Below are 21,243 nucleotides of genomic sequence, written 5' to 3'. Positions count from 1 at the left end.
TGTCAGTCCGGGTGGGGCCCCTCGTGCCCGCCGGGCAGCCGCGTGCGGCCCAGCGCGCCGCGCACGCCCGAGTCGCGGACGTCGTGCCAGAACGACAGGCACGCCTCCTCGATCCGGACGCCGAGGACGAGCGGCGCCACCCGTTTCTCCAGGTCGGGGACGTCGACCAGGCGTTCCAGCATCTTCTGGAACTCGTCCAGCCGGCCCTGGTGGTAGCGGACCTGCGCCTCGGCGAGCCGCTCCGCCGTGCCCTCGTCGCCGAGCTCGCTGAAGAACAGCTTCAGCTCGGCCTCGTTGCGGACCTGGAAGACCTCGGTGTCGGGGTCCCGGAGCCATTCGCGCAGTACTTCGCGGCCCGCGGGTGTGAGCGAGTACGTCCGGCGGCGGCGTCCCTCGGTCTCGGCGGACTCTTCCAGCAGCCCGGCCTCCGCCAGCCGCCGCGGCTCCACGTAGAGCTGGCTGTGCGGGAACGGCCAGAAGTAGCCGACCGAGCGCTCGACGGCCCGCTTGAGCTGGTACGACGAGCTGGGCCCGCGCAGGCCGATCAGCCCCAGCACGAGGTAGGAGCTGGACGAGAGGTTGATCGCCATGTTGTGAACTGTACCATCCATTCTGGACGGTCATCGGGCACGGCTCCTCTCACCATCGGACGAACGGGGATTCGGTCAGCCCAGCAGCTGCTGGCGTCCGGCGCGGCGCTTCATCGGGGCCAGCGCCGTCAGGTCGATCTCGATCAGGTACGGCCCGGCGCCGCGTTCGACCGAGCGGGCGAACGCGCGGTCGAACGCGGCGGCGTCCGCCACCTTCTCGCCGGGCACGCCCATCGCGGCGGCGAGCGCGACGAAGTCGGGAGTGTGCAGGTCGACGTCGTTGCGGGCGCCGTCGAACGTCGCGTGCTGGACGTCGCGCAGCACGCCGTACCCGCGGTCGTTGAACACGCAGACCGTGACGGGCGCGTCCGCCTGCGCGAGGGTCGACAGCTCGCCGATCGACAGCATGATGCCGCCGTCGCCGTGGACGACGACGGTGCGCTCCCCGCTGCCGAGCGCGGCGCCGATCGCCAGCGGCAGGCCGGGGCCGATCGCGGCGGACGCCGGGTGCAGCGACGTGCGCGGCTCCAGGACCGGCAGCAGCCGGTCGCCCCACGCGTACGCCGGGACGGTCGAGTCGCGGACGATCACGCCTGCCCGCGGCAGCGACCGGCGGATCGCGGCCACGATCGCCCGATGATCCGGACCGAGGGATTCCAGCGAGTTCTCGCGCGCCTCGGCGGCGGCCTTCCGGCCGGTCACAGCCCATTCCCCAGTGGCGGCGGTGGCGGTGACGTGCTCGTCGAGCGCGCGCAGCGTCTCGCGGGCGTCGCCGTGCAGCGCGACGGTGGGCGGGTAGGTGCGGCCGAACACGCTCGTGTCGGCGTCGGCGTGGATCAGCGCGCCGGTGAGCCGCAGTCGCCACGCGTCGGTCGTGTACATCTGGAAGCGGGCGCCCACGGCGAGGACGACGTCGGCGTCCTCGACCACGTCGCGCAACGGCGGCGTCGTGACCAGGGCGCCTAGGCACAGCGGGTGGTCTTCGGGGAGCGCGCCGCGTCCCTGCACCGAGGTGACGACGGGGATCTCCAGGCGCTCGACCAGGCGGCGCAGCTCGGGCCAGGCGCCCGCGCTGAGCACGCCGCCACCGGCCCAGATCAGCGGACGGCGGGCGTCCGCCAGCAGGTCCGCCGCCGCGCGCACCCTCTCGGCGGGCGGCGCGGCGCGCGGCATCGGAGCCGCCTCCGGAACCCGCGACGAAGCCGGGACCTGCGCGTACTGCAGGTCGACCGGGATCTCCACGGCCGTCGGACGCGGCCATCCGCGACCCGTCTCGCGGCCCGCCGCCACGACCGTTTCGGCGATGTCCTCGGCGCGGCGCACCGTCCACGCCTCGCGCGTCAGCGTGCGCAGCATGGCGAGCTGCTGCTCCGCCTCGTGCAGATAGCCCTTGGAACGGCCCAGGAAACGGCTCTCCACCTGGCCCGTGATTAGCAGGACGCGGGACCCCGCGAACTGCGCCTCGAACAGACCGCCCATCGTGTTCGCCGTGCCGGGGCCGGTCGAGGCTAGGGCCACGCCGAGCCGTCCGGTGACGCGTGCGTAGCCGTCCGCCGCGTGCACCGCCGCCTGCTCGTGCCGGACGTTCACGACCGTGATCCCGCCGTCCCGCCGGACGGCGTCCAGGATCGGCAGGTTGTGGACGCTCGCCACCCCGAACAGCATCTCCACGCCGAGCGCCCGCAACGCCTCGACGACCAGGTCGCCACCGGTGCGATCAGTCATCGCGCACCGTCCTCCAGCCCCCGCCCACCACCATTCAAAGGACGAGCTTCGCTCGGCCCCTTCGTGGTGTGCCGCTGGATCGCCTTCAGCTCGGTGAACTGGGTGATGCCGAACGCGCCCAGCTCCCGCCCGTACCCGGACTGCTTGTAGCCGCCGAACGGCGCGAGCCCGTTGAACGGCGCGCCGTTGATCTCGATGCTGCCCGCCTCCATCCGCTCCGCGAACCGCAGCGCGTGCTCCTCGTCCGCCGACCAGACCGCGCCCGCCAGCCCGTACGGGGTGCCGTTGGCGATCGACACGGCCTCGTCCTCGTCCACGTACGGGATCACGGCGAGGACCGGGCCGAACACCTCCTGCTGGGCGAGCGCGATGCGAGGGTCGTTGACCGTGAACGCGGTGGGGCTGGTGAAGTAGCCGTCGCGCGGCAGCTCGGCGTCCGGGAAGGACCAGATCGTCCGGCCGCCGTCGACGAGGGCGCGCTCGGTGGCCTCGGTCACCCGGTGCTTCTGGTTCCAGCTCGCCAGCGGGCCGACGTCGGCGTCCGGGTCGCCGGACGGACCGACCCGGTACGTCGCCATCGCCGCCGCCACGAGCTGCTCCGCCTCCGGCAGCGACTGGAACGGCACGAGCAGCCGGCTCAGCGCCGTGCACGTCTGCCCGGTGTTGATCAGGACGGTCCGGACCACCCGCTCGACGGCCGCCGCCAGGTCGCCGTCCGGCAGCACGACCGCCGCGGACTTGCCGCCGAGCTCCAGCGTCACCCGCTTGATCGACCCGGCGGCGACCTCGGCGACACGGCGGCCCGCGCGGGTCGAGCCGGTCAGCGACACCATCGCGGTGCCGGGGTGGCGGGCCAGGTACTCGCCGACGTGCAGCCCGTTGCCGAACAGCAGGTTGAACGACCCGGGCGGGGCGCCCGCCGCGTCGAACGCCTCCGCCAGGACGAACGCGTCCAGCGGCGCCACCTCGCTCGGCTTCAGCACGACGGGGCAGCCGGCGGCGAGCGCCGGGCCGATCTTCGCGGCGGTCTGCAGCAGCGGGAAGTTCCACGGGGTCATAGCGGCGACGACCCCGACCGGCTCGCGCAGGACGGTCGAGCCGCCGGACGGCGCCGGGCCGTCCAGCGGCGCGGCGAAGTCGACGTCGGCGACGGCCCGCGCGGTGTTCCGGAACGTTCCGACGGCGGTGCGCACCTGGTAGTTCGCGCAGTGCTTGCGCGGCATGCCCATCTCGCTGGAGATCAGCGCCGCGATCTCGTCCAGCCGGTTCTCCAGGTGGTCCGCGACGCGTTCCAGCAGGCCGGCGCGGTCGGCGGGCTCCATCGCGCGCAGGACGGGACGCGCCCGGCGGGCGGCCTCGACGGCCCGGTCCATGTCCTCGGTCGCCGACTCGCGGACCGTGGCCACGCACTGCCCGGTCGAGGGATCGATGACGGCGATGACGTCCTCGCCGTTGTTCTCGACCCACGTCCCGTCGATGTATGTGTCCGCACGATGGTCCATGTCGCTCCGCTCACACCGGTCTTTGGGCGATTGGACCGAAGCCTAGAATCATCCGCTCGGAATGGGTTGGGGCTGGACCACCAAAGAAATCCGATGGTCATTATGTGTCCCGCACATGGCGGGCCGGATGGCGGGCATCGGGTCAGGCGAACAAGCGGGCGCGCAGATCCGTCCTGGCCTCTTCGCGGTCGCGGCGCATCTGGATCGCGTCGTAGGCCATCAGCGCGACATTGAGATCGCCGATGTCGGTGATGCGGCGCATATCCCGTCCGGTCAGCGTCGCGATCTGCCGCAATCTGTAGGCGACCGTGTTCGGATGGACGAGGAGTTCCTCCGCCGTCCGCTGCAGCGCCATATCGCAGGTGATGTAGACGCGGAGCGTGTCCAGCAGATGCGGCTTCTCGACGAGCTGCCCGATGCGGGTCTCGATCAGCCGGTTCGACACCCACCGGTTGTGCGCGAGCAGCACTTCGAGGATCACGTCCGTGCACTGGGTGACCTGGCCGCGCTGGTCGCGGTAGATGCTGATCTCCAGCGCGGACAGCGCCTGCCGGCAGCTGTGCCCGGCGGCCGACAGCGACTTGCCCGGCTCGCCCGCCGACACGAACAGCGACCGGCCCGGCTCGCCGTCCAGCATCTCGGTCAGCAGCGGGACCAGCCCGGGGCCCGGCCGGTCGAGCGGCACCAGGGCGAGCAGCACGCCGCGCCGCTCCCGCAGGAGGATCTCGCGGCGCGGGTCGTGCCGCCACAGCACCTCCAGGATCCGGCGGCGGACGCGCGCCCACTGCTGCGCCGTCGGCGCCGGTTCGTGGTAGGCCGCGACCGCGCGGAACGGCTGGTGCGGGTTGATGTTCAGCATCCTGGCCTGGTCGTTCACCGTGCTCGCGTCGACGGCGGGACCGGCGATCAGGCAGCTCAGCAGGTCCGTGCTGACCCGGGCCTGCCAGCCCGCCAGCTCGTTGTAGGTGCTGGTGAACGACTCCAGCTCGCGGGTGCAGAGCACGTCGAACAGCTCGGCGAGGCGCCCGAGGACGGCGCGGACGCCGTCCATCGCGATGCCGCCGGAGCCCGCGCCCGAGTGGGCGAGGACGTGGTCGGTGACGACCCGTTCCAGCAGCCGCAGCCACTCGACCGCCTCCACCACGGACCGGCCCTGCAGCGCGACGCGCGCTCCGCGCCCGGACGGCAGCTCGCCGACCGGCCCGTCGCTGGCGAGACCCGACGAGCACACGCCGATGACGCTCACCGCCATGTCGAACGCCTCGACGGGCGCCTGGCGGTCGACGGTTCCGGACTCGGCCGCCGAGACGTACTGCCGGACGAATTCGTTCGCGAGCGCGGTCGACGCTGATTCGAGTTTCCGGGCCACGATCGCCAGCGGCTCGGCGACGACGGCGGACGTGTCGGACGGTGCCATGTCACCCCCCAGTCCGGGGGCCAGGAGCGACCTGCGTGACGCACCTGGCCCAGGTTGTGGAGATGTATCACGCGATTTCATCCCACGTCAACGGCATGGTCGCCGAGGCGGGCGGGCGCGGAAGCCGGCGAACTGTGCCGCTCACACAGGCCGCCTCAGCGACTTTTGTGACCCGGCCCTCATGACATATGGCGGGCCGTAACCGTTGACTGGTCGGCATGCGGCAACGGAGGGACGGTGAATCGTGACGGCGAGTACCTCCGCGACGAGGCTGCCACCGGCCGGTGACGTCCCCGGCGCGCCCCCGCCCAGGCGGCGGCGCCCGCGGCGTCCGGACTTCGTCGCGATGGCGCTCGGCCTGCCGGTCGCCTTCATGGCGATCGTGTACGCCTATCCGGTCGGCGCGATGCTGCTGAAAAGCTTCACCGAGCCGGAGCCTGGCTTCGGGAACTTCACCAAGGCGTTCACCGACGACGCCATCTGGGACGTCCTCGTGATAACCGTCCGGCTGTCCGCCGAGGTGGCCGTGCTGACCGTTCTGCTCGGCTTTCCGGTGGCCTATTTCCTGGCCCGGACGTCGAAACGCAAGGCGCGTTTCCTGGTGCTTCTCGTCATCATTCCGTTCTGGACGAGCATCCTCGTCCGGTCGTTCTCCTGGATCGTCCTGCTCGGCGACAACGGGCTGGTGACCACGATTCTGGAACCGCTGACCGGCGACTCGCAGGGAATGCTGTACAGCGAAAGCGCGGTGATCATCGCGATGACGCACATTCTGCTGCCGTTCCCGATTCTCATCATCAAGGGGACGCTGGACCAGATCGACACCTCGCTTCCGCCCGCCGCGCGCTCGCTCGGCGCCGGACCGCTGCGCGCGTTCGCGCACGTGTACCTGCCGCTGGCGCTGCCGGCCATCGTCAGCAGCGGGATGCTCGTGTTCGTCATCGCGCTCGGCTTCTACGTCACGCCCGCGCTGGTCGGCGGCCCGAAGCAGAGCACGATCGCCGTGGTCATCGCGCAGGCCGTCCAGGTCAACTTCGACTGGGGGATGGCGGCGACGCTCGCGACGATGCTGCTGGTGGTCGCCACCGCGCTGACGATGATCGTGCGGCGGCTCACCAAGGTGAAGGGCCTGGTGGCGCTGTGAGCACCGTCGACACGGCCGCGGCGCGGGAGGAAGCGGCCAGGCCCGCGCCGCCGCCCGGCGCCCGCCGCGGCCGCAGGTCGCCCGCGACGCCGATGGAACGGGTGCTGCGCTGGGTCCTGCGGGGCGTGGTCGCGCTGGTCCTGGGCTTCCTCGTGACGCCGATCGTGATCGTCGTCCTGGAGTCGTTCAACAGCGTCGACTACCTGTCGTTCCCGCTGGAGGGCTGGTCGCTGACCCACTACCGGCGGTTCTTCGCCGACTCGGCATGGGTGGACGCGTCCCTGCTCAGCGCCAAGATCGCACTGCTCGCCGCGCTGATCGCGACCGTGGTCGGCACGATCGCGGCCTGGGGCCTCGCGCGCAGCCAGGCCCGCGCGAAGGGCTTCGTCTTCGCGCTGCTGTACTCGCCGCTGCTGATCCCGATCATCGTGCTGGCGATGAGCTACTACTTCACGTTCGCCGACCTGAAGGTGATCGGGCACTGGCAGCTGATCTCCGTCGCGTACTCGGTGATGGGCATCCCGTACGTCCTCGTCGCGGTGTCGAACGCGCTGCAGCAGTTCGACCCCGAGCTGGAGAACGCCGCCAGGACGCTCGGCGCCGGCATGACCCGGACCCTGCTGCGGATCACGCTGCCGTCGCTGACCTCCGCGATCTCGGCGGGCGCGCTGTTCGCGTTCGTGATCGCCTTCGACGAGGCGGTGATCATCCTGTTCGTGTCCGGCAGCGGCTCCGTCACGCTCCCGCGCAAGCTGTGGGACAGCGTCCGCTACGACCTCACGCCCACGCTCGCGGTCGCCGGCACGATCCTCATCGCCGTCTGCCTCGGGCTGTTCCTCCTCTCCGAGCTGATCAAGATCCTCCGTGAACGGCGGGAGCGCCGATGACCGAGCAAGCGCCGATGACCGACGAGCGGCCCGGCCGGCGGCCCGCCGGAGGGCCCGCCGGGCAGGCCGCCGCCCTCGCGACCGACCGGCAGGTGGTCTTCGACGGCGTCCACAAGTGGTACGGCGACGCGCCCGCCGTCCACGACTTCAACCTCGCGATCGCGAAGGGCGAGTTCGTCACCCTGCTCGGACCGAGCGGCTCGGGCAAGACGACGAACCTGCGCATCCTCGCGGGCCTCGAATCGGCCACCGCCGGAGAGGTCTACCTGGCCGGACGCGCCGTCACCGACGACGTCCCGGAGAAGCGCAACATCGGCCTGGTGTTCCAGAACTACGCGCTGTTCCCGCACATGACCGTCGCGCAGAACATCGCGTTCCCGCTGCGGATGCGCCGGATGAAGAAGGCGGACGCGCAGCGCGAGATCGACCGCGTGCTGACGATGACGCAGCTCACCGAGTACAGGGACCGCTACCCGCGGCAGCTGTCCGGCGGGCAGCAGCAGCGCGTCGCGCTCGCCCGCGCGTTCGTGTTCGACCCGAGTGTCCTGCTGATGGACGAGCCGCTCGGCGCCCTCGACCGCAACCTGCGCGACCACATGCGGCTTGAGCTGAAGAACCTGCGGAAGCGGATCGGCGCGACCGTCCTGTACGTCACGCACGACCAGGACGAGGCGCTCGCGCTGTCCGACCGGATCGGCGTGATGCACCGGGGCGTCCTGCAGCAGACCGCGCCGCCGGACGAGCTGTACGAGGAGCCGGTCAACTCGTTCGTCGCGAAGTTCCTCGGCCAGTCGATCTGCCTGCCCGCCACGCGGGTGGACGAGGACGCCCGGCACACCGTCGTGGACGTGGCCGGAATGTCCGGGCGGATCCTGGTCGACAAGGCCAACGACGTCTCGGCGGACCCGGCCGGGGAGTTCATGATCCGTCCGGAGCGGGTCCGGATCGGCGCGGACAAGCCGGACGCCGCCGCCGGACGCAACGCCGTGGCCTGCACCGTCGTCACCCACGTGTATCTCGGCCCCCAGCTCGAGGTGCACCTGCGCACCGCGGACGGCGCCGAGCTGCAGGTGGTGGTGCCGTCCGAGGCGCGGGCCGACTACACCGAGGGCTCGTCGCACTGGCTGAGCTGGGGCGCGGCCGACTGCCGCTTCCTGGCCCACGTGACCTGACCGCACCGCACCCACCGGAACGCGCCTCCCGCCACGACCTCTATTCGGCATGCCCTCGATTCGCACGGATTCGCACGGAAGGGACGTAATGGAACTCCCGGCACTCAAGTGCTGCACCTGGCACATGGACGGCGACGTCGGTGTGCTCACCCTGAACCGGCCGGAACGGCTCAACGCGATCGCCAACACCGACATCGACGAGCTGGACCGCGTCGTCATGCGGGCCGGCAAGGAGCCGTCCGTCCGGGCCATGGTGATCACCGGCGCGGGGCGCGGCTTCTGCTCCGGCGCGGACGTCAAGGAGTGGGCCGCGCACGCCGACGCGGACGAGGAGTCGTGGCCCGCGAAGATGCACCGCACGATCGCGCGGCTCTACTGGCTGCCGATCCCGGTGATCGCGGCGGTGAACGGCGTCGCGGCCGGGTCCGGGTTCGACATCGCGCTCACCGCCGACATGCGGTTCGGCTCGACGGCCGCCCGGTTCGGCCAGGTGTACGCCCAGCGCGGCATCTGCCCGGACGCGGGCGGCTCCTACCTGCTGCCGCGCCTCGTCGGCGAGGCCCGCGCGGCCGAGCTGATCTACACCGGCCGGATCATCGACGCGGACGAGGCGCTGCGCATCGGCGTGCTGTCCGAGGTCGTCGAGCCGGACCGGCTGATGGAGCGCGCGCTGGAGCAGTCGCGGATCTTCGCCGCCGGGCCGACGATCGCGATCGGCGAGGCGAAGCGGAACATCCGGTCAGGCCACACGCTGAGCATCGAGGAGGCGCTGCGGAACGAGCAGCGCGGCGCCCGGATCTGCGTCCCCACCGAGGACAAGGCCGAGGGGCTGGCCGCGGCGATCGAGAAGCGCCGTCCGGTCTTCGTGGGGCGATGATGACCGCCCGGCAGTTCGCGACGGACGGCCACCGCCTCGACCGGCTGTTCCGTCCGGCGAGCGTCGCGGTCGTCGGCGCGTCCCCGAAGGGCGGCTATGGGCTGCGGACGCTGCGCAACATGCGCGGCGTCGGGTTCGCGGGACGCCTGTACGCCGTCCACCCGACCCATACGGAGGTCGGCGGGGTCCGGGCCTACCCGTCGCTGAGCGACCTGCCCGAGGCGCCGGACGCGGTGGCCGCCGCGATCCCGGCGCCCGGCGTCCCGGCGCTCGCGGCGGAGGCGGCCGGGCTCGGCGCGGGCGGCATGGTCGTGTTCGGCGCTGGGTTCGCCGAGCGCGACGCGGACGGACGCCGCCGCCAGGACGACCTCGTCGCCGCCGCGGGCGACCGGCTGCCGCTGATCGGGCCGAACTGCCTGGGCGTCGCCAGCTACCGGGGCCGTGCCGCGCTCTGGGGCATCGAGATGCCGTACGTCCACGCGGACGCGGACGGCGTCGTCGCGCTGGCCGCGCAGAGCGGGAACATGGCGCTGACGATGATGCTGTCGGGCCGCCTGCCCGCGGTCGCCTACGGCGTGTCGGCCGGGAACCAGGCCGTCCTCGACCTGGCCGACTGCCTGGAGTACTTCCTCACCGACCCCGGCGTGAAGGTCGTCTGCCTGGTCATGGAGGGGTTGGCGGACGTCCCGAGATTCCGCGCGCTCGCGGAGCGGGCCGCGTCGCTCGACGTGTCGGTCGTCGTCCTGAAGATGGGCCGGTCGGCGGTCGGCGAGGCCGCGACGGTCGCGCACACCGGCACGCTCGCCGGACGGGACGCGTCCTACGACGCGCTGTTCCGGCAGACCGGCGTGCACCGCGTCCACGACCTGGACGAGCTGATCGCGCTCGCCACGCTGCTGGCCGCTCCCCGCAGGCCGCGCGGCGGCAGGGTGGGCGTCTTCGCCAGCTCCGGCGGCGAATGCGGCCTGATCGCCGACCTCGCGGACGACGCCGGCGTCCGGCTGGCCGAGCTGGACCCAGCCGCCGAGGCCGCGATCGCCGCGGTGCTGCCGCCGTACATGGGGATTCGCAACCCGCTCGATCTCGGCGCGAACGCCTGGGGCGACCAGGACGTGTACCGCGCCGCCGCCCGCGCGATGGGGGAGTGCCCGGACGTCGACGTCGTCGCGTTCCTGGGCGACGCGCCCGCCCTCGCCGACCCGCTGGACGAGATCGGCTGGACGGAGATGATCGTCGGCGCGGGCGAGGCCGCCGCCGAGCTGGACGTCCCGGTCGTCATGATGACGACCACCACCGATCTCACCCCCGGCCTGACCGACCTGGCCGGGCGGAACGGGGTCGTCCTCCTCGCCGGGACGCGCCCCGCCCTGCGCGCCATCGCGCTCGCCGGCGAGCCGCGTCCGGCGGCGAGCGCGATGGTCTCCACCCCGGCCACCGCCCCGGAGACGCGCCGCCACGCCGCAGCGCTGCTCAAAGGAACGCTGCCCGAGGCCGAAGCGAAACGACTGCTGTCGGTCTACGGCGTGGTGTCCCCGCCCGGCGAGGTGGCGGCCGACGCCGACGCCGCCGCCGAGATCGCCGGACGGATCGGCTACCCGGTGGTCTGCAAGGTCCACGCCGCCGGGCTCGCGCACAAGTCCGACATCGGCGGCGTCGAGATCGGGCTGGCCGACGAGAAGGCGCTGCGCGAGGCCGTCCACCGCATCGAGGAGCGCACCGGCAGGGCGAACGAGGTGCTGGTCGAGCGCATGGCCGGGCCGGGCGTCGAGCTGATCGTCGGCGGACGCAACGACGCCGCCGGTTCGCTGGTGGTCATCGGCGCGGGCGGCGTCCTCACCGAGTTGCTGGACGACGCGGTCCCGCTGCTCTGGCCGTTCGGCCCCGACGACGTCCGCGCCGTCCTCCGCCGCCTGAAGATCGGCGCCCTGCTGGGCGGCCTCCGCGGCGCCGGGCCCGCCGACCTCGACGCGCTCGCCGGCACGGCCGTCCAGGTCGGACGGCTGCTGGCCGACTTCCCCGAGATCGCCGAGATCGACGTCAACCCGCTGCTCTGCCGCCCCGACGGCTGCCAGGCGCTCGACGCGCTCATCGTCCTTGCGAGAGGAAACTGATGGACTTCGCGATTCCCGGCCATCTCGTGGAATTCCGCGAGACGGTCCGCCGGTTCACCGAGACCGAGCTGATCCCGCACGAGGACTACGTCGAGGAGCACGACGGCCTTCCCGAGGACGTCGAGCGGCGCATCCGCGAGCAGGCCGTCGCCATCGGACTGAATTCGATGGGCATGCCCGAAGAGGTCGGCGGCGGCGGAATGGACGTCCTCAGCCAGGTCCTCGTCACCGAGGTGCTGTTCCGCGCGGCGGGCGGCGTCGCCGAGACCGTGCCGACCACACCGAGCGTCCTGCTGGCCTGCGACGACGAGCAGCGCGAGCGGTTCCTGGTCCCATGCGTCCGTGGCGATATCCAGTGGTGTTTCGCGCTGACCGAACCCGACACCGGATCGGACGCGGCGGGAATCCGCACCCGCGCCGAATTCCGCGACGACTCCTGGGTCATCAACGGCCGCAAACGCTTCATCAGCCACGGCGACACGGCCGACTTCGCCATCGTCTTCGCCCTCACCCACCCCGACCGCGACGAAGACCGCATCACCGCCTTTCTCGTCGAGAAGGGCACGCCCGGTTTCAGCGTCGGCCAACTCCACAAGACGATGGGGCATCGCGGCTACCGGCAAGCGGAGCTGGTGTTCGACGACTGCGCCGTCCCCACGGCGAATGTGCTCGGCGAGCCCGGCCGCGGTTTCAGCCTCGGCCACGGCGCGCTCAGCAGCGGACGCATCATGACGGCCGCGCGCTGCCTCGGCCCGATGGCCCGGCTCATCGACGACGGCATCGAGTGGGCGAAGCAGCGCGTGCAGTTCGGCCGTCCGATCGCCGACTACCAGGCCATCCAGTTCATGCTCGCCGACTGCGCCACCGACCTGCACGCGTCGCGCCTGATGACGTACGAGGCGGCGTGGTCGGCCGACCGCGGCGCGGCGCCCAAGATCGTCCACGCCAAGTCGGCCGCGGCGAAGCTGTTCGCCACCGAGGCCCTCGGCCGGGTCGCCGACCGCGTCCTGCAGATCTTCGGCGGCACCGGCTACATGAACGAGACGTACGTCGAACGCGCCTACCGCAACGCCCGCATCGAGCGGATCTGGGAAGGCACGTCCGAGATCCAGCGCGTCATCATCGCCCGCAACCTGCTCAAACGAGGAATGTTCCGCTGAGGTCACCCCCGCCCTGAACCCGCGCCCCACCCCCGAAGAAGGACGATTCCCATGAAGATCCCCGGAAGATCACAGAGTTCCCCGCTCGCGCGCCGCGACGTCCTGCGCGGCGGTGTCCTGCTGGCGGGCGGCATCGCCGCCGCCCCGCTGCTCAGCGCCTGCGGCGGCTCCGGCGGGGGCGGCGGCAGCAAGAAGGTCGTCGTCGCCGACTGGGGCGGCGCGCTCGTCGAGGCGGAGAAGAAGTACATCTTCGAGCCGTTCAGCAAGGAGACCGGGATCGAGGTCGTGGTGGCCGGCCCGCCGACCCCCGCCAAGATCAAGGCGATGGTCGAGACCGGCAACATCGAATGGGACCTGATCGCCGGCGGCCCCAGCACGGTCCTGCCGATCGGCCGCAAGTACTTCGAGCCGCTGCCGGACAAGCTGCTCAGCATTCCCGGCATCGACCCGTCCTACGTCGACAAGAACTGGCTCACCTACTACCTGTTCTCGATCGTCATGGCCTGGAACACCTCGGTCGTCGGCGCCGGGAAGAAAATGGAGGGCTGGGGCGACTTCTGGGACACCGGCAAATTCCCCGGCCGCCGCTCGCTCCGCGGCGCCGACAACGGCGTCCCGCCGGACATGGAGTTCGCGGTCCTCGGCGACGGCGTCGACATGAAATCGGTGTACCCGATCGACGTCGACCGCGCCTTCCGCAGCTTCGGCAAGCTCAAGCCCAACGTGCCGCAGTGGTGGACGTCCGGCGCCCAGCCGGGCCAGATGCTCGTCAGCAAGCAGGTCGGCGCGTCCAGCATCTTCTCCGGACGCATCGGCGAGCTGAAGAAGAAGGGCGCGCCGCTCGACTTCACCTGGAACGGCGGCATGTTCCAGCTCGCCGCCTGGTCGGTCGTCAAGGACGCGCCGAACAAGGAGAACGCCTTCAAGCTGATGGAGTTCTCCGTCCGTCCCGACATCCAGGCGAGCGTGTGGAGCAAGTACCCGAACGGCCCGTCGAACTCCAAGGCCCTCGACCTCATGGACAAGGAGTTCGCGAAGACGCTGCCGTCCCACCCCCAGAACGTGGAGGTGCAGTTCCTCCAGGACGCCGAATGGTGGGGGACGAACCGCGACGCCGTCCTGAAGCGCTTCCAGGAATTCGCGAAGTCCTGACCGCCCCGACGGCCTGACCGCCCCGACGGCCTGACGCCCCCCCCGACGCACCCGAGGAGAACAATGGAATCACTGGCAGGCCGCGCCTACCTGGTCACCGGAGGCGGCACCGGCATAGGCGCGGCCACCGCCCTCCATCTCGCCGGGCAGGGTGCGTCGGTGACCGTGATCGGGCGCCGCAAGGAACCTCTGGAGAAGATCGCGGCCGAGGTGAAGCGCCAGGGCGGCGGCGACGCCCTGGCGCACCCCGCGGACGTCCGCGACCCGGACGCCGTCGACGCCGCCGTCCAGACCACCCTCGATCGCTTCGGCCGGATCGACGGCCTGGTCAACAACGCCGCGGGCAATTTCGTCACCCCGGCGGAGAAGCTGTCGCCGAACGGCTGGCGGGCGGTGGTCGACATCGTCCTCAACGGCACCTGGAACTGCACGTCCGCCGTGGCCCGCCACATGATCGGCGCGGACCGTCCCGGCTCGATCGTCAGCGTGATCGCCACCTACGCCTGGACGGGCCATCCCGGCACCGTCCACAGCGCCGCCGCCAAAGCCGGAGTGGTGGCCATGACCCGCACCCTGGCCGTCGAATGGGCCCGCTACGGAATCCGCCTGAATTGCATTGCTCCCGGCCCGACAGAAACCGAAGGCGCAGGCAACGCCCTTTGGGCCACGCCCGAAGACCGGGACCGAGTGCTGTCGTCCGTCCCCCTGAACCGCTTCGCGACCGCCCCCGAGATAGGCGACCTGATCGCCCTCCTCCTCAGCGACCGCACCGCCTACATGACCGGCACGACCCTCACCGCGGACGGCGCCCAATCCCTGGGCCCCCAGATCTACGGCCCGCCCCTCACCACGAGCTCATCACGTGCTTGACGCGGGTGTAGTCCTCAAAGCCGTACATCGACAGGTCCTTGCCGTGGCCGGAGTGCTTGAACCCGCCGTGCGGCATTTCGGCGACCAGCGGGATGTGGGTGTTGATCCACACGCAGCCGAAGTCGAGCTTGGCCGACATGCGCATCGCCGTCGCGTGGTCGCGGGTCCACACCGATGAGGCGAGGCCGTGCTCGACATCGTTGGCGGACCGGACGGCCTCGTCCTCGCCGGTGAAGGTCTGGACGGTGATGACCGGGCCGAAGATCTCGGTCTGGCTGGCCTCGTCGTGCTGGCGCAGGCCGGACACCACGGTCGGCGCGTAGAAGTAGCCGCGGTCGCCGACCCGGGCCCCGCCGTGGTGGACGGTCGCGCGCCCGGGAAGCCGGTCGACCATTCCGGCCACGCGCGCCAGCTGGTCGGCGTTGTTGAGCGGGCCGTAGGCGGCGCCGGGGTCGGTCGGCCCGGCGGTGCGGGTCGCGCGTGCCTGCTCGGTCAGCGCGGCGACGAGCTCGTCATGCACTTCGGCGGCGACCAGGACGCGGCTGGCGGCGGTGCAGTCCTGTCCCGCGTTGAAGAACGCGGCGCCCGCGATGCCCTCGGCCGCGGCGGCGATGTCGGCGTCGGCGAACACGACGACCGGCGCCTTGCCGCCGAGTTCGAGGTGGGTGCGCTTGAGCCCGGCGGCGGAGGCGACCTCCATGCCCGCGCGGATGGAGCCGGTGATCGACACCATGTCGGGCCTGGGGTGGGCGACCAGGGCGCGGCCGGTGTCGCGGTCCCCGCAGACCACGTTCAGCACCCCGGGCGGCAGGGCCTCGGCGCAGATCTCGGCCAGGAGCGTGGTGGAGGCCGGGGTGGTGTCGGACGGCTTGAGCACGACCGTGTTGCCGGCGGCCAGCGCGGGCGCGATCTTCCACACGGCCATCATCAGCGGGTAGTTCCAGGGGGTGACCTGCGCGCACACGCCGACCGGCTCGCGGCGCACGAAGGAGGTGTGCCCCGCCATGTACTCGCCGGCCGAGCGGCCTTCCAGAATGCGCGCCGCTCCGGCGAAGAAGCGGAGCTGGTCGGCGCACAGCGGGATCTCTTCGGTGGCGGTGAGGGCCCGGGGCTTGCCGGTGTCGGCGCACTCGACGTCGACCAGTTCGTCGAGCCGCTCGTCGACGGCGTCGGCGATCTTGAGCAGGGCGCGCTGCCGCTCGGCGGGCGCCGTCCAGCGCCAGGACTCGAAGGCCCGCGCGGCGGCGTCCATGGCGGCGTCGATGTCGGCCTGCCCGGACAGCGGCGAGGTCGCGTAGACCTCTTCGGTGACCGGGTCGATGATGTCGAGCGTCCGTCCGTCCGCGGCGGCGCGCCGCCTGCCGTCCACGACGTTGGCGAAGGTCGTCACGGGCGTTCCCTTCATGATCCGCGATGTGCGGTTTCCGTCGTTGAGTGCGCTACAGACTATGAGATGAGTCATCAGATCTGTCAATGGCGACTAATATCGTGACGATGCGCCGCGTCGACGCCGGGCGTCACCCGGGGTTGGACGGTCCCTGCGATGATGCGGTCATGAGCAGGAAGAGCGCGACCATGCCAGAGCTCGACGAGATCTCCTGGCAGATCATCGAGCAGTTGCAGGAGGACGGGCGGCGGTCCTACGGGGCCATCGCCAAGGTGGTCGGGCTCTCGGAGGCGGCCGTCCGCCAGCGGGTGCAACGCATGACGGAGACCGGCGTGATGAAGATCGTCGCCGTCGCCGATCCGATGCGGGTCGGCGGGCGGCGGCAGGCGATGGTCGGCGTGAAGGTCAGCGGGACGCTGGAGCCGGTCGCCGCCGCCCTGTCGGAGATGCCCGAGTCGGTCTACGTGGTGGTCTGCGCGGGCACTTACGACATCCTCTGCGAGGTCGTGTGCGAGGACGACGCGCATCTGGTCGAGGTGCTGTCGACCCGCATCAGGTCGATCCCCGGCGTGGCGAGCACGGACACCTTCGTCTACCTCGAACTGCGCAAGGAGAGCTACCAGTGGCGGGCTCAGGGCTGACCGCATCGGCCACAGCTACTGATCTAGTTGCACAAGGGCGAGATCGCCACTAATTCACTTGCCTCACGGCCTGATGATGTGCGATAACGGACGCATGTCCGACAACGTGTTCCAGGCCGCCGGTGCGCCGGCGCGGCTCCCCGACGACACCTCCGCGCCCTCGATCGGGCACCTGTGGCTGCACTTCACCCGCCACTCCGCCGCGGACGACGCCGCGGTCCCGGTGATCGTGCGCGGCGAGGGCGCCTACGTGTGGGACGTCCAGGGCAGGCGCTACCTCGACGGCCTGGCCGGCCTGTTCGCCGTCCAGGTGGGACACGGCAGGGAGGAACTGGCCCAGGCTGCGGCCGAGCAGACGCGGCGGCTGGCCTACTTCCCGCTGTGGTCCCACGCCCATCCCAGCGCGATCGAGCTGGCCGACCGGCTCGCCGCCGACGCGCCAGGCGACCTGAACCGGGTCTTCTTCACCGTCAGCGGCGGTGAGTCGGTGGAGACCGCGTGGAAGCTGGCCAAGCAGTACTTCAAGCTGACCGGCAGGCCCCGCAAGCACAAGGTGATCAGCCGGTCGCTGGCCTACCACGGCACCTCGCAGGGCGCCCTGTCCATCACCGGAATCCCCGGCGCCAAGCAGGACTTCGAGCCGCTCGTGCCCAGCACGATCCGGGTCCCGAACACCAACTTCTACCGGGCGCCCGAGCACGCCGGCGACCACGAGGCGTTCGGACGGTGGGCCGCCGACCAGATCGAGCAGGCCATCGAGTTCGAGGGCCCCGACACCGTCGCCGCCGTCTTCCTGGAGCCGATGCAGAACACCGGCGGCTGCTTCCCGCCGCCGCCCGGCTACTTCGACCGCGTCCGCGAGATCTGCGACCGGCACGACGTGCTGCTGATCTCCGACGAGGTGATCTGCGCGTTCGGCCGGCTCGGGCACGCCTTCGGCGCCGAACGCTACCGCTACCGGCCCGACATGATCACCACGGCCAAGGGCCTGACCTCCGGCTACGCCCCGCTCGGGGCCGTCCTGGTGGACGAGCGGCTGATGGAGCCCTTCCGCCGCGACGGCGCGGTCTTCATGCACGGATCGACCTACGGCGGGCACCCCGTCTCCTGCGCGGTGGCGCTGGCCAACCTCGACGTCCTCGAACGCGAGGACCTCTACGGGCACGTCCGCGCCACCGAGTCCGCGTTCCGCGCCACCCTGGACAAGCTCACCGACCTGCCCATCGTCGGCGACGTCCGCGGCGGAGGCTTCTTCTACGGGATCGAGCTCGTCAAGGACAAGGCCACCCGCGAGACGTTCACCGCGCAGGAATCCAAGCGGATCCTGCAAGACCACGTGTCCACGAGGTTGTTCGAGGGCGGGCTCTACTGCCGCGCGGACGACCGCGCGGAACCGGTCGTCCAGCTCGCGCCCCCGCTGATCTGCGGCCAAGCCGAATTCGACGAGATGGAACAGATCCTGCGCGACGCGCTCACCAGCGCGTCGCGGCTGCTGTAACGCAGCCGAAGGCCCTAGCCGTCGGCGATGTGGGTGAGGCGGCCGTCGACCATGGTGAGGCGGACGGGAGCGTCGATCAGTTCGTCCGAGGTGGCCCGCAGGGGGTTCAAGGCGAAGGCCGTGAGGTCGGCCCGGGAACCCGGGGTGATGCGTCCCGGCCGGTACGGGTCACCCGCCGCCAGGGCCGCGTGAGTGGTCATTCCCTCAAGGGCCATGCGCGGGGTCAGGGCCTGGGCCGGGTTGACGGGAGCGGCGCCGGAGCCGGGGAGCGTCCGGATACGGGCGGCGACGAGCGTCTCCCGCGCGTCGTAGTGAGCGACCGGCCAGTCCGAACCGAGCACGAGCACCGCGCCCGCGTCGCGCAGGTCGCGGCAGCGCCAGGCGCGCCTGGCCCGCTCGGGACCGAGCCGCCGCGACCACGCGTCGGTCTGGTCGGCGCGGGCGTAGGTGCAGTGGCCGGGTTGCATGGACGCCACGACACCGAGCGATGCGAAACGGTCGATCTGCGCCCTGGTGACCGTCTCGATGTGCTCGATCCGGTGCCGGACGGACGAGGGTCCGGCGGTCTCCAGGGCGTCCAGCGCGTGTTTGACGGCCGCGTCGCCGATGGCGTGCGTGACGGTCTGGATCCCCTCTCCGGCCAGCTTGTGCACGGCGCGCGTGTACTCGGCCGGGTCACGCCAGAAGGAGTCGGCGTTCTCGCCGTGGCAGTCCGGTTCCTCCAGCCAGGCGGTACCGCCCTCGACCGTCCCGTCGATGAAGAACTTGACGGCCCCGACCGACCACCGGCGGCCGTGCTCGCGCTGGAGCGCCCGGACCTCGTCGAGGTCGTCGCCGGGCATGCACCAGGGGGCGAACCGCAGCCGCAGCGGCAGGTCCTCGTCCGCCTCGATCTCGGCGACGAGGGCCAGGGCGTCGGGCTGCCCGTCCATCACGTGGCCGCCGGTGAGGCCGGTCGCGGCCATCGAGGTGAGCAGGTCGAGCAGCCGGCGGCGGCGGACGTGCCGGTCGGGCGGCGGCACGAGCCGCTGCACCAGCTCCATCGCCGCGTGCTCCAGGAGATGGCCGGTCGGGCGTCCGTCGTCGTCGCAGACCACGGCGGCGCGCTGGTCGAAGGCGCGCGGCCCGGTGATTCCGGCCGCCTCCAGGGCGGCGGTGCCGGCCAGCGCGGAATGCGCGTCGTAGAGGCGCAGGAAGGCCGGTACTCCGCCGAGGACGTCGTCGATGAGGTCGCGGCTGATGCGCTGACCGCCGAACACGTTGTGATCCAGGGAATGGCCCTCCACCCAGCCCCCGCGGCCGATGCCGCGGACCGCGGTCGCCAGGACGGCGCGGAGGTCGTCGACCGTCCGGCAGCCCGACAGGTCGACGCCGCCCGCCGCGTCGATGCCGAGCACGGGATGCATGTGACCGTCGACGAGTCCGGGCGTCAGCGTGGCGCCGTCCAGGTCGAGCACCGTGGTGCGCGGGCCGCGCCGGTCGCAGGCCTCGGCGGCCTCGCCCACCCACGAGATCGTCCCGTTCTTGATCGCGAGCGCGGTGGCGTAGGGCCGGGCGGAGTCGAGCGTCACCACCCGCCCGCCGACGAGCAGCGTATCGGCGATGGTCATGGGGAGGTCCTCCTCAGCGGGTCGTCTCGGGCATGGCGGCGGCCGGATCGGCGGGGTCGGCGGGGTCGGCGTCGTCCTGGCCGAACCGCTCGTACACCTGGGGACGCGCCCGCCGCAGCCAGGCCGCGAGCGCGAACCCGGCGACCAGGACGACGGGGACGATCCCGATGATCGTCGCGTTCACCCGGGGCGACGCGTTCGTCAGCAGCGTGGCCTTGTCGATCACCAGGTACAGCGCGACCGCCAGCAGCAGGGCCGCCAGGCCGGGGGCCCAGAGCGTGCGCACCGTCCCCTCGCGGTGGGAGACGCGGCGGAAGAACAGCGGGATCGCGACCGCCACCATCACCTGGAGCAGGATGAGCCCGACGAGGCCGGGCGTGTTGACCCAGATCAGCAGCTGCGTGGTCGGGTCGGCGTCGGTGAGCGCGAAGGCGCCGACGACCAGCACGCTGAGCAGGGTCTGGACGGCCCCGGCCCGGTACGGCGAGCCCGTGCGCGGATGGGTCGCGCCGAGCCGCGCGGGCAGCAGCCCGTCCCGGGAGATCGCGAGGGAGTAGCGGTTGATGGCGTTGTGGAAGGCCAGCAGCGAGGCGATGAGGCTCGTCACGATCAGCACGTGCATCACGTCGGCGGCCCACGAGCCGAGGTAGGTGGTGGTGGCGCCGAAGAACAGCCCTTCCGGGTCCCCGGCGATCGCCGCGACGATCTCGCCGGGACCGTACGCCTGGACGATCATCCAGACGACGAAGCCGTAGAAGATCCCGAGGAAGCCGACCGCGGCGAAGGTGGCCCGCGGGATGGTCCGGCGGGGGTCGCGGGCCTCGGCCCGGTAGAGCACGGTGGACTCGAAGCCGATGAACGCGGCGAAGGCGAAGGGCAGCGCGGCGCTCGTCCCGGAGTCCAGCACGTTGGACGGCGCGAACGGCTCGGCACCCAGCCCGTGCGCTCCGCCGTCGAGCAGGACGGCCGCGCTCAGCACGACGAGGACGGCGGTCTCGGCCAGCAGCAGGACCCCCAGCACCTTGGCCCCGAACTCGACGCTGTGGAACCCCGCGTACCAGACGATCGCGATCCCGGCCATCGCGTAGACGGGCCAGGGCAGGTCGACGCCCGTCAGCGAGTCGACGGTGCTCCGCGTGGCCGCGCCGAGCAGGCCGTACATGCCGATCTGGAGGGCGTTGTAGGACATCAGCGCGAGCACGGCCGCCGCCACGCCCGCCGGACGTCCCAGCCCGCGGGTGACGTAGGTGTAGAACGCGCCCGGACGCGTGACGTACCGCGACATGGTGGTGAAGCCGACCGCGAAGACGGCCAGGACGACCCCGGCCGCCGGATACGCCGCCGCGGCCCCGATCCCCCCGGCCAGCAGCGCGAACGGCGCCAGCCCGGCCATGATCATCAGTGGCGCCGCGGCGGACACCACGTAGTAGGTGATGGCGCCGGTGCCCAGCACCCCGTGTCGAAGCTCTGTCTCCGGCCCCGCTGACCTCGTCATGGGAC

At 71.7% G+C, this 21,243-nt stretch carries 17 protein-coding genes; 10 read left to right on the top strand and 7 right to left on the bottom strand.

Features of this window, described 5'->3' with window-relative positions:
• Nucleotides 1-2: 2 nt before the first annotated feature.
• From ACH35V_RS30575 to ACH35V_RS30560, 4 genes are all read right to left on the bottom strand, one after another.
• Nucleotides 3-590: a PadR family transcriptional regulator gene (locus ACH35V_RS30575; protein WP_395977571.1), complete on the bottom strand. Its 588-nt coding sequence runs from the start codon at nucleotides 588-590 to the stop codon at nucleotides 3-5.
• A gap of 75 nt (nucleotides 591-665) precedes the next feature.
• Nucleotides 666-2,315 (bottom strand): thiamine pyrophosphate-binding protein, encoded by a 1,650-nt coding sequence (locus tag ACH35V_RS30570; protein ID WP_395977569.1) that lies wholly within the window; start codon nucleotides 2,313-2,315, stop codon nucleotides 666-668.
• Nucleotides 2,312-3,817: an aldehyde dehydrogenase family protein gene (locus ACH35V_RS30565; protein ID WP_395977567.1), complete on the bottom strand. Its 1,506-nt coding sequence runs from the start codon at nucleotides 3,815-3,817 to the stop codon at nucleotides 2,312-2,314. The genes ACH35V_RS30570 and ACH35V_RS30565 overlap by 4 nt, the downstream gene beginning before the upstream one ends.
• A 142-nt stretch (nucleotides 3,818-3,959) precedes the next feature.
• Complete coding sequence (locus ACH35V_RS30560) at nucleotides 3,960-5,234, bottom strand: PucR family transcriptional regulator (RefSeq protein ID WP_395977565.1); 1,275 nt, start codon at nucleotides 5,232-5,234, stop codon at nucleotides 3,960-3,962.
• Between the two features lie 244 nt (nucleotides 5,235-5,478).
• On the opposite strand from ACH35V_RS30560, the gene ACH35V_RS30555 reads away from it, so the two are divergent.
• From ACH35V_RS30555 to ACH35V_RS30520, 8 genes are all read left to right on the top strand, one after another.
• Nucleotides 5,479-6,378, top strand: coding sequence for an ABC transporter permease (locus ACH35V_RS30555; RefSeq protein WP_395977563.1), 900 nt, complete (start codon nucleotides 5,479-5,481; stop codon nucleotides 6,376-6,378).
• Complete coding sequence (locus ACH35V_RS30550; RefSeq protein ID WP_395977561.1) at nucleotides 6,375-7,265, top strand: ABC transporter permease; 891 nt, start codon at nucleotides 6,375-6,377, stop codon at nucleotides 7,263-7,265. The genes ACH35V_RS30555 and ACH35V_RS30550 overlap by 4 nt, the downstream gene beginning before the upstream one ends.
• Nucleotides 7,262-8,437, top strand: coding sequence for an ABC transporter ATP-binding protein (locus tag ACH35V_RS30545; RefSeq protein WP_395977559.1), 1,176 nt, complete (start codon nucleotides 7,262-7,264; stop codon nucleotides 8,435-8,437). Before ACH35V_RS30550 ends, ACH35V_RS30545 begins: the two co-directional genes overlap by 4 nt.
• Before the next feature lie 88 nt (nucleotides 8,438-8,525).
• Complete coding sequence (locus tag ACH35V_RS30540) at nucleotides 8,526-9,314, top strand: enoyl-CoA hydratase/isomerase family protein (RefSeq protein ID WP_395977557.1); 789 nt, start codon at nucleotides 8,526-8,528, stop codon at nucleotides 9,312-9,314.
• Entirely contained in the window at nucleotides 9,311-11,425 is a 2,115-nt protein-coding gene (locus ACH35V_RS30535) for an acetate--CoA ligase family protein (RefSeq protein ID WP_395977555.1), read from the top strand. The genes ACH35V_RS30540 and ACH35V_RS30535 overlap by 4 nt, the downstream gene beginning before the upstream one ends.
• The gene (locus ACH35V_RS30530) at nucleotides 11,425-12,585 is read left to right on the top strand and encodes an acyl-CoA dehydrogenase family protein (RefSeq protein WP_395977553.1); all 1,161 of its coding nucleotides are present in this window, start codon (nucleotides 11,425-11,427) and stop codon (nucleotides 12,583-12,585) included. The genes ACH35V_RS30535 and ACH35V_RS30530 overlap by 1 nt, the downstream gene beginning before the upstream one ends.
• A gap of 51 nt (nucleotides 12,586-12,636) precedes the next feature.
• Entirely contained in the window at nucleotides 12,637-13,737 is a 1,101-nt protein-coding gene (locus ACH35V_RS30525) for an ABC transporter substrate-binding protein (protein ID WP_395977551.1), read from the top strand.
• Between the two features lie 63 nt (nucleotides 13,738-13,800).
• On the top strand, nucleotides 13,801-14,607 hold the full coding sequence (locus ACH35V_RS30520; RefSeq protein WP_395977549.1) for an SDR family oxidoreductase: 807 nt from the start codon (nucleotides 13,801-13,803) through the stop codon (nucleotides 14,605-14,607).
• Here ACH35V_RS30520 and ACH35V_RS30515 read toward each other — a convergent pair.
• Nucleotides 14,582-16,012, bottom strand: a complete 1,431-nt coding sequence (locus ACH35V_RS30515; protein ID WP_395977547.1) for a gamma-aminobutyraldehyde dehydrogenase — start codon at nucleotides 16,010-16,012, stop codon at nucleotides 14,582-14,584. The two genes, ACH35V_RS30520 and ACH35V_RS30515, sit on opposite strands and share 26 nt — an antisense overlap.
• A 149-nt stretch (nucleotides 16,013-16,161) precedes the next feature.
• Here ACH35V_RS30515 and ACH35V_RS30510 point away from each other — a divergent pair, with 149 nt between their 5' ends.
• Nucleotides 16,162-16,635 (top strand): Lrp/AsnC family transcriptional regulator, encoded by a 474-nt coding sequence (locus ACH35V_RS30510; RefSeq protein ID WP_395977545.1) that lies wholly within the window; start codon nucleotides 16,162-16,164, stop codon nucleotides 16,633-16,635.
• 94 nt (nucleotides 16,636-16,729) lie between these two features.
• Complete coding sequence (locus ACH35V_RS30505) at nucleotides 16,730-18,133, top strand: aspartate aminotransferase family protein (RefSeq protein WP_395977543.1); 1,404 nt, start codon at nucleotides 16,730-16,732, stop codon at nucleotides 18,131-18,133.
• Nucleotides 18,134-18,147: 14 nt separating this feature from the next.
• On the opposite strand, the gene ACH35V_RS30500 is transcribed toward ACH35V_RS30505, so the two are convergent.
• Nucleotides 18,148-19,743: an amidohydrolase gene (locus tag ACH35V_RS30500; protein WP_395977541.1), complete on the bottom strand. Its 1,596-nt coding sequence runs from the start codon at nucleotides 19,741-19,743 to the stop codon at nucleotides 18,148-18,150.
• A gap of 13 nt (nucleotides 19,744-19,756) precedes the next feature.
• Nucleotides 19,757-21,238, bottom strand: coding sequence for an APC family permease (locus tag ACH35V_RS30495; protein WP_395977539.1), 1,482 nt, complete (start codon nucleotides 21,236-21,238; stop codon nucleotides 19,757-19,759).
• Nucleotides 21,239-21,243 lie beyond the last annotated feature (5 nt).

It is taken from the genome of Actinomadura sp. 1N219 (assembly GCF_044326405.1).
Lineage (GTDB): Bacteria > Actinomycetota > Actinomycetes > Streptosporangiales > Streptosporangiaceae > Spirillospora.
This window is presented reverse-complemented; position numbering and strand designations above follow the sequence as displayed.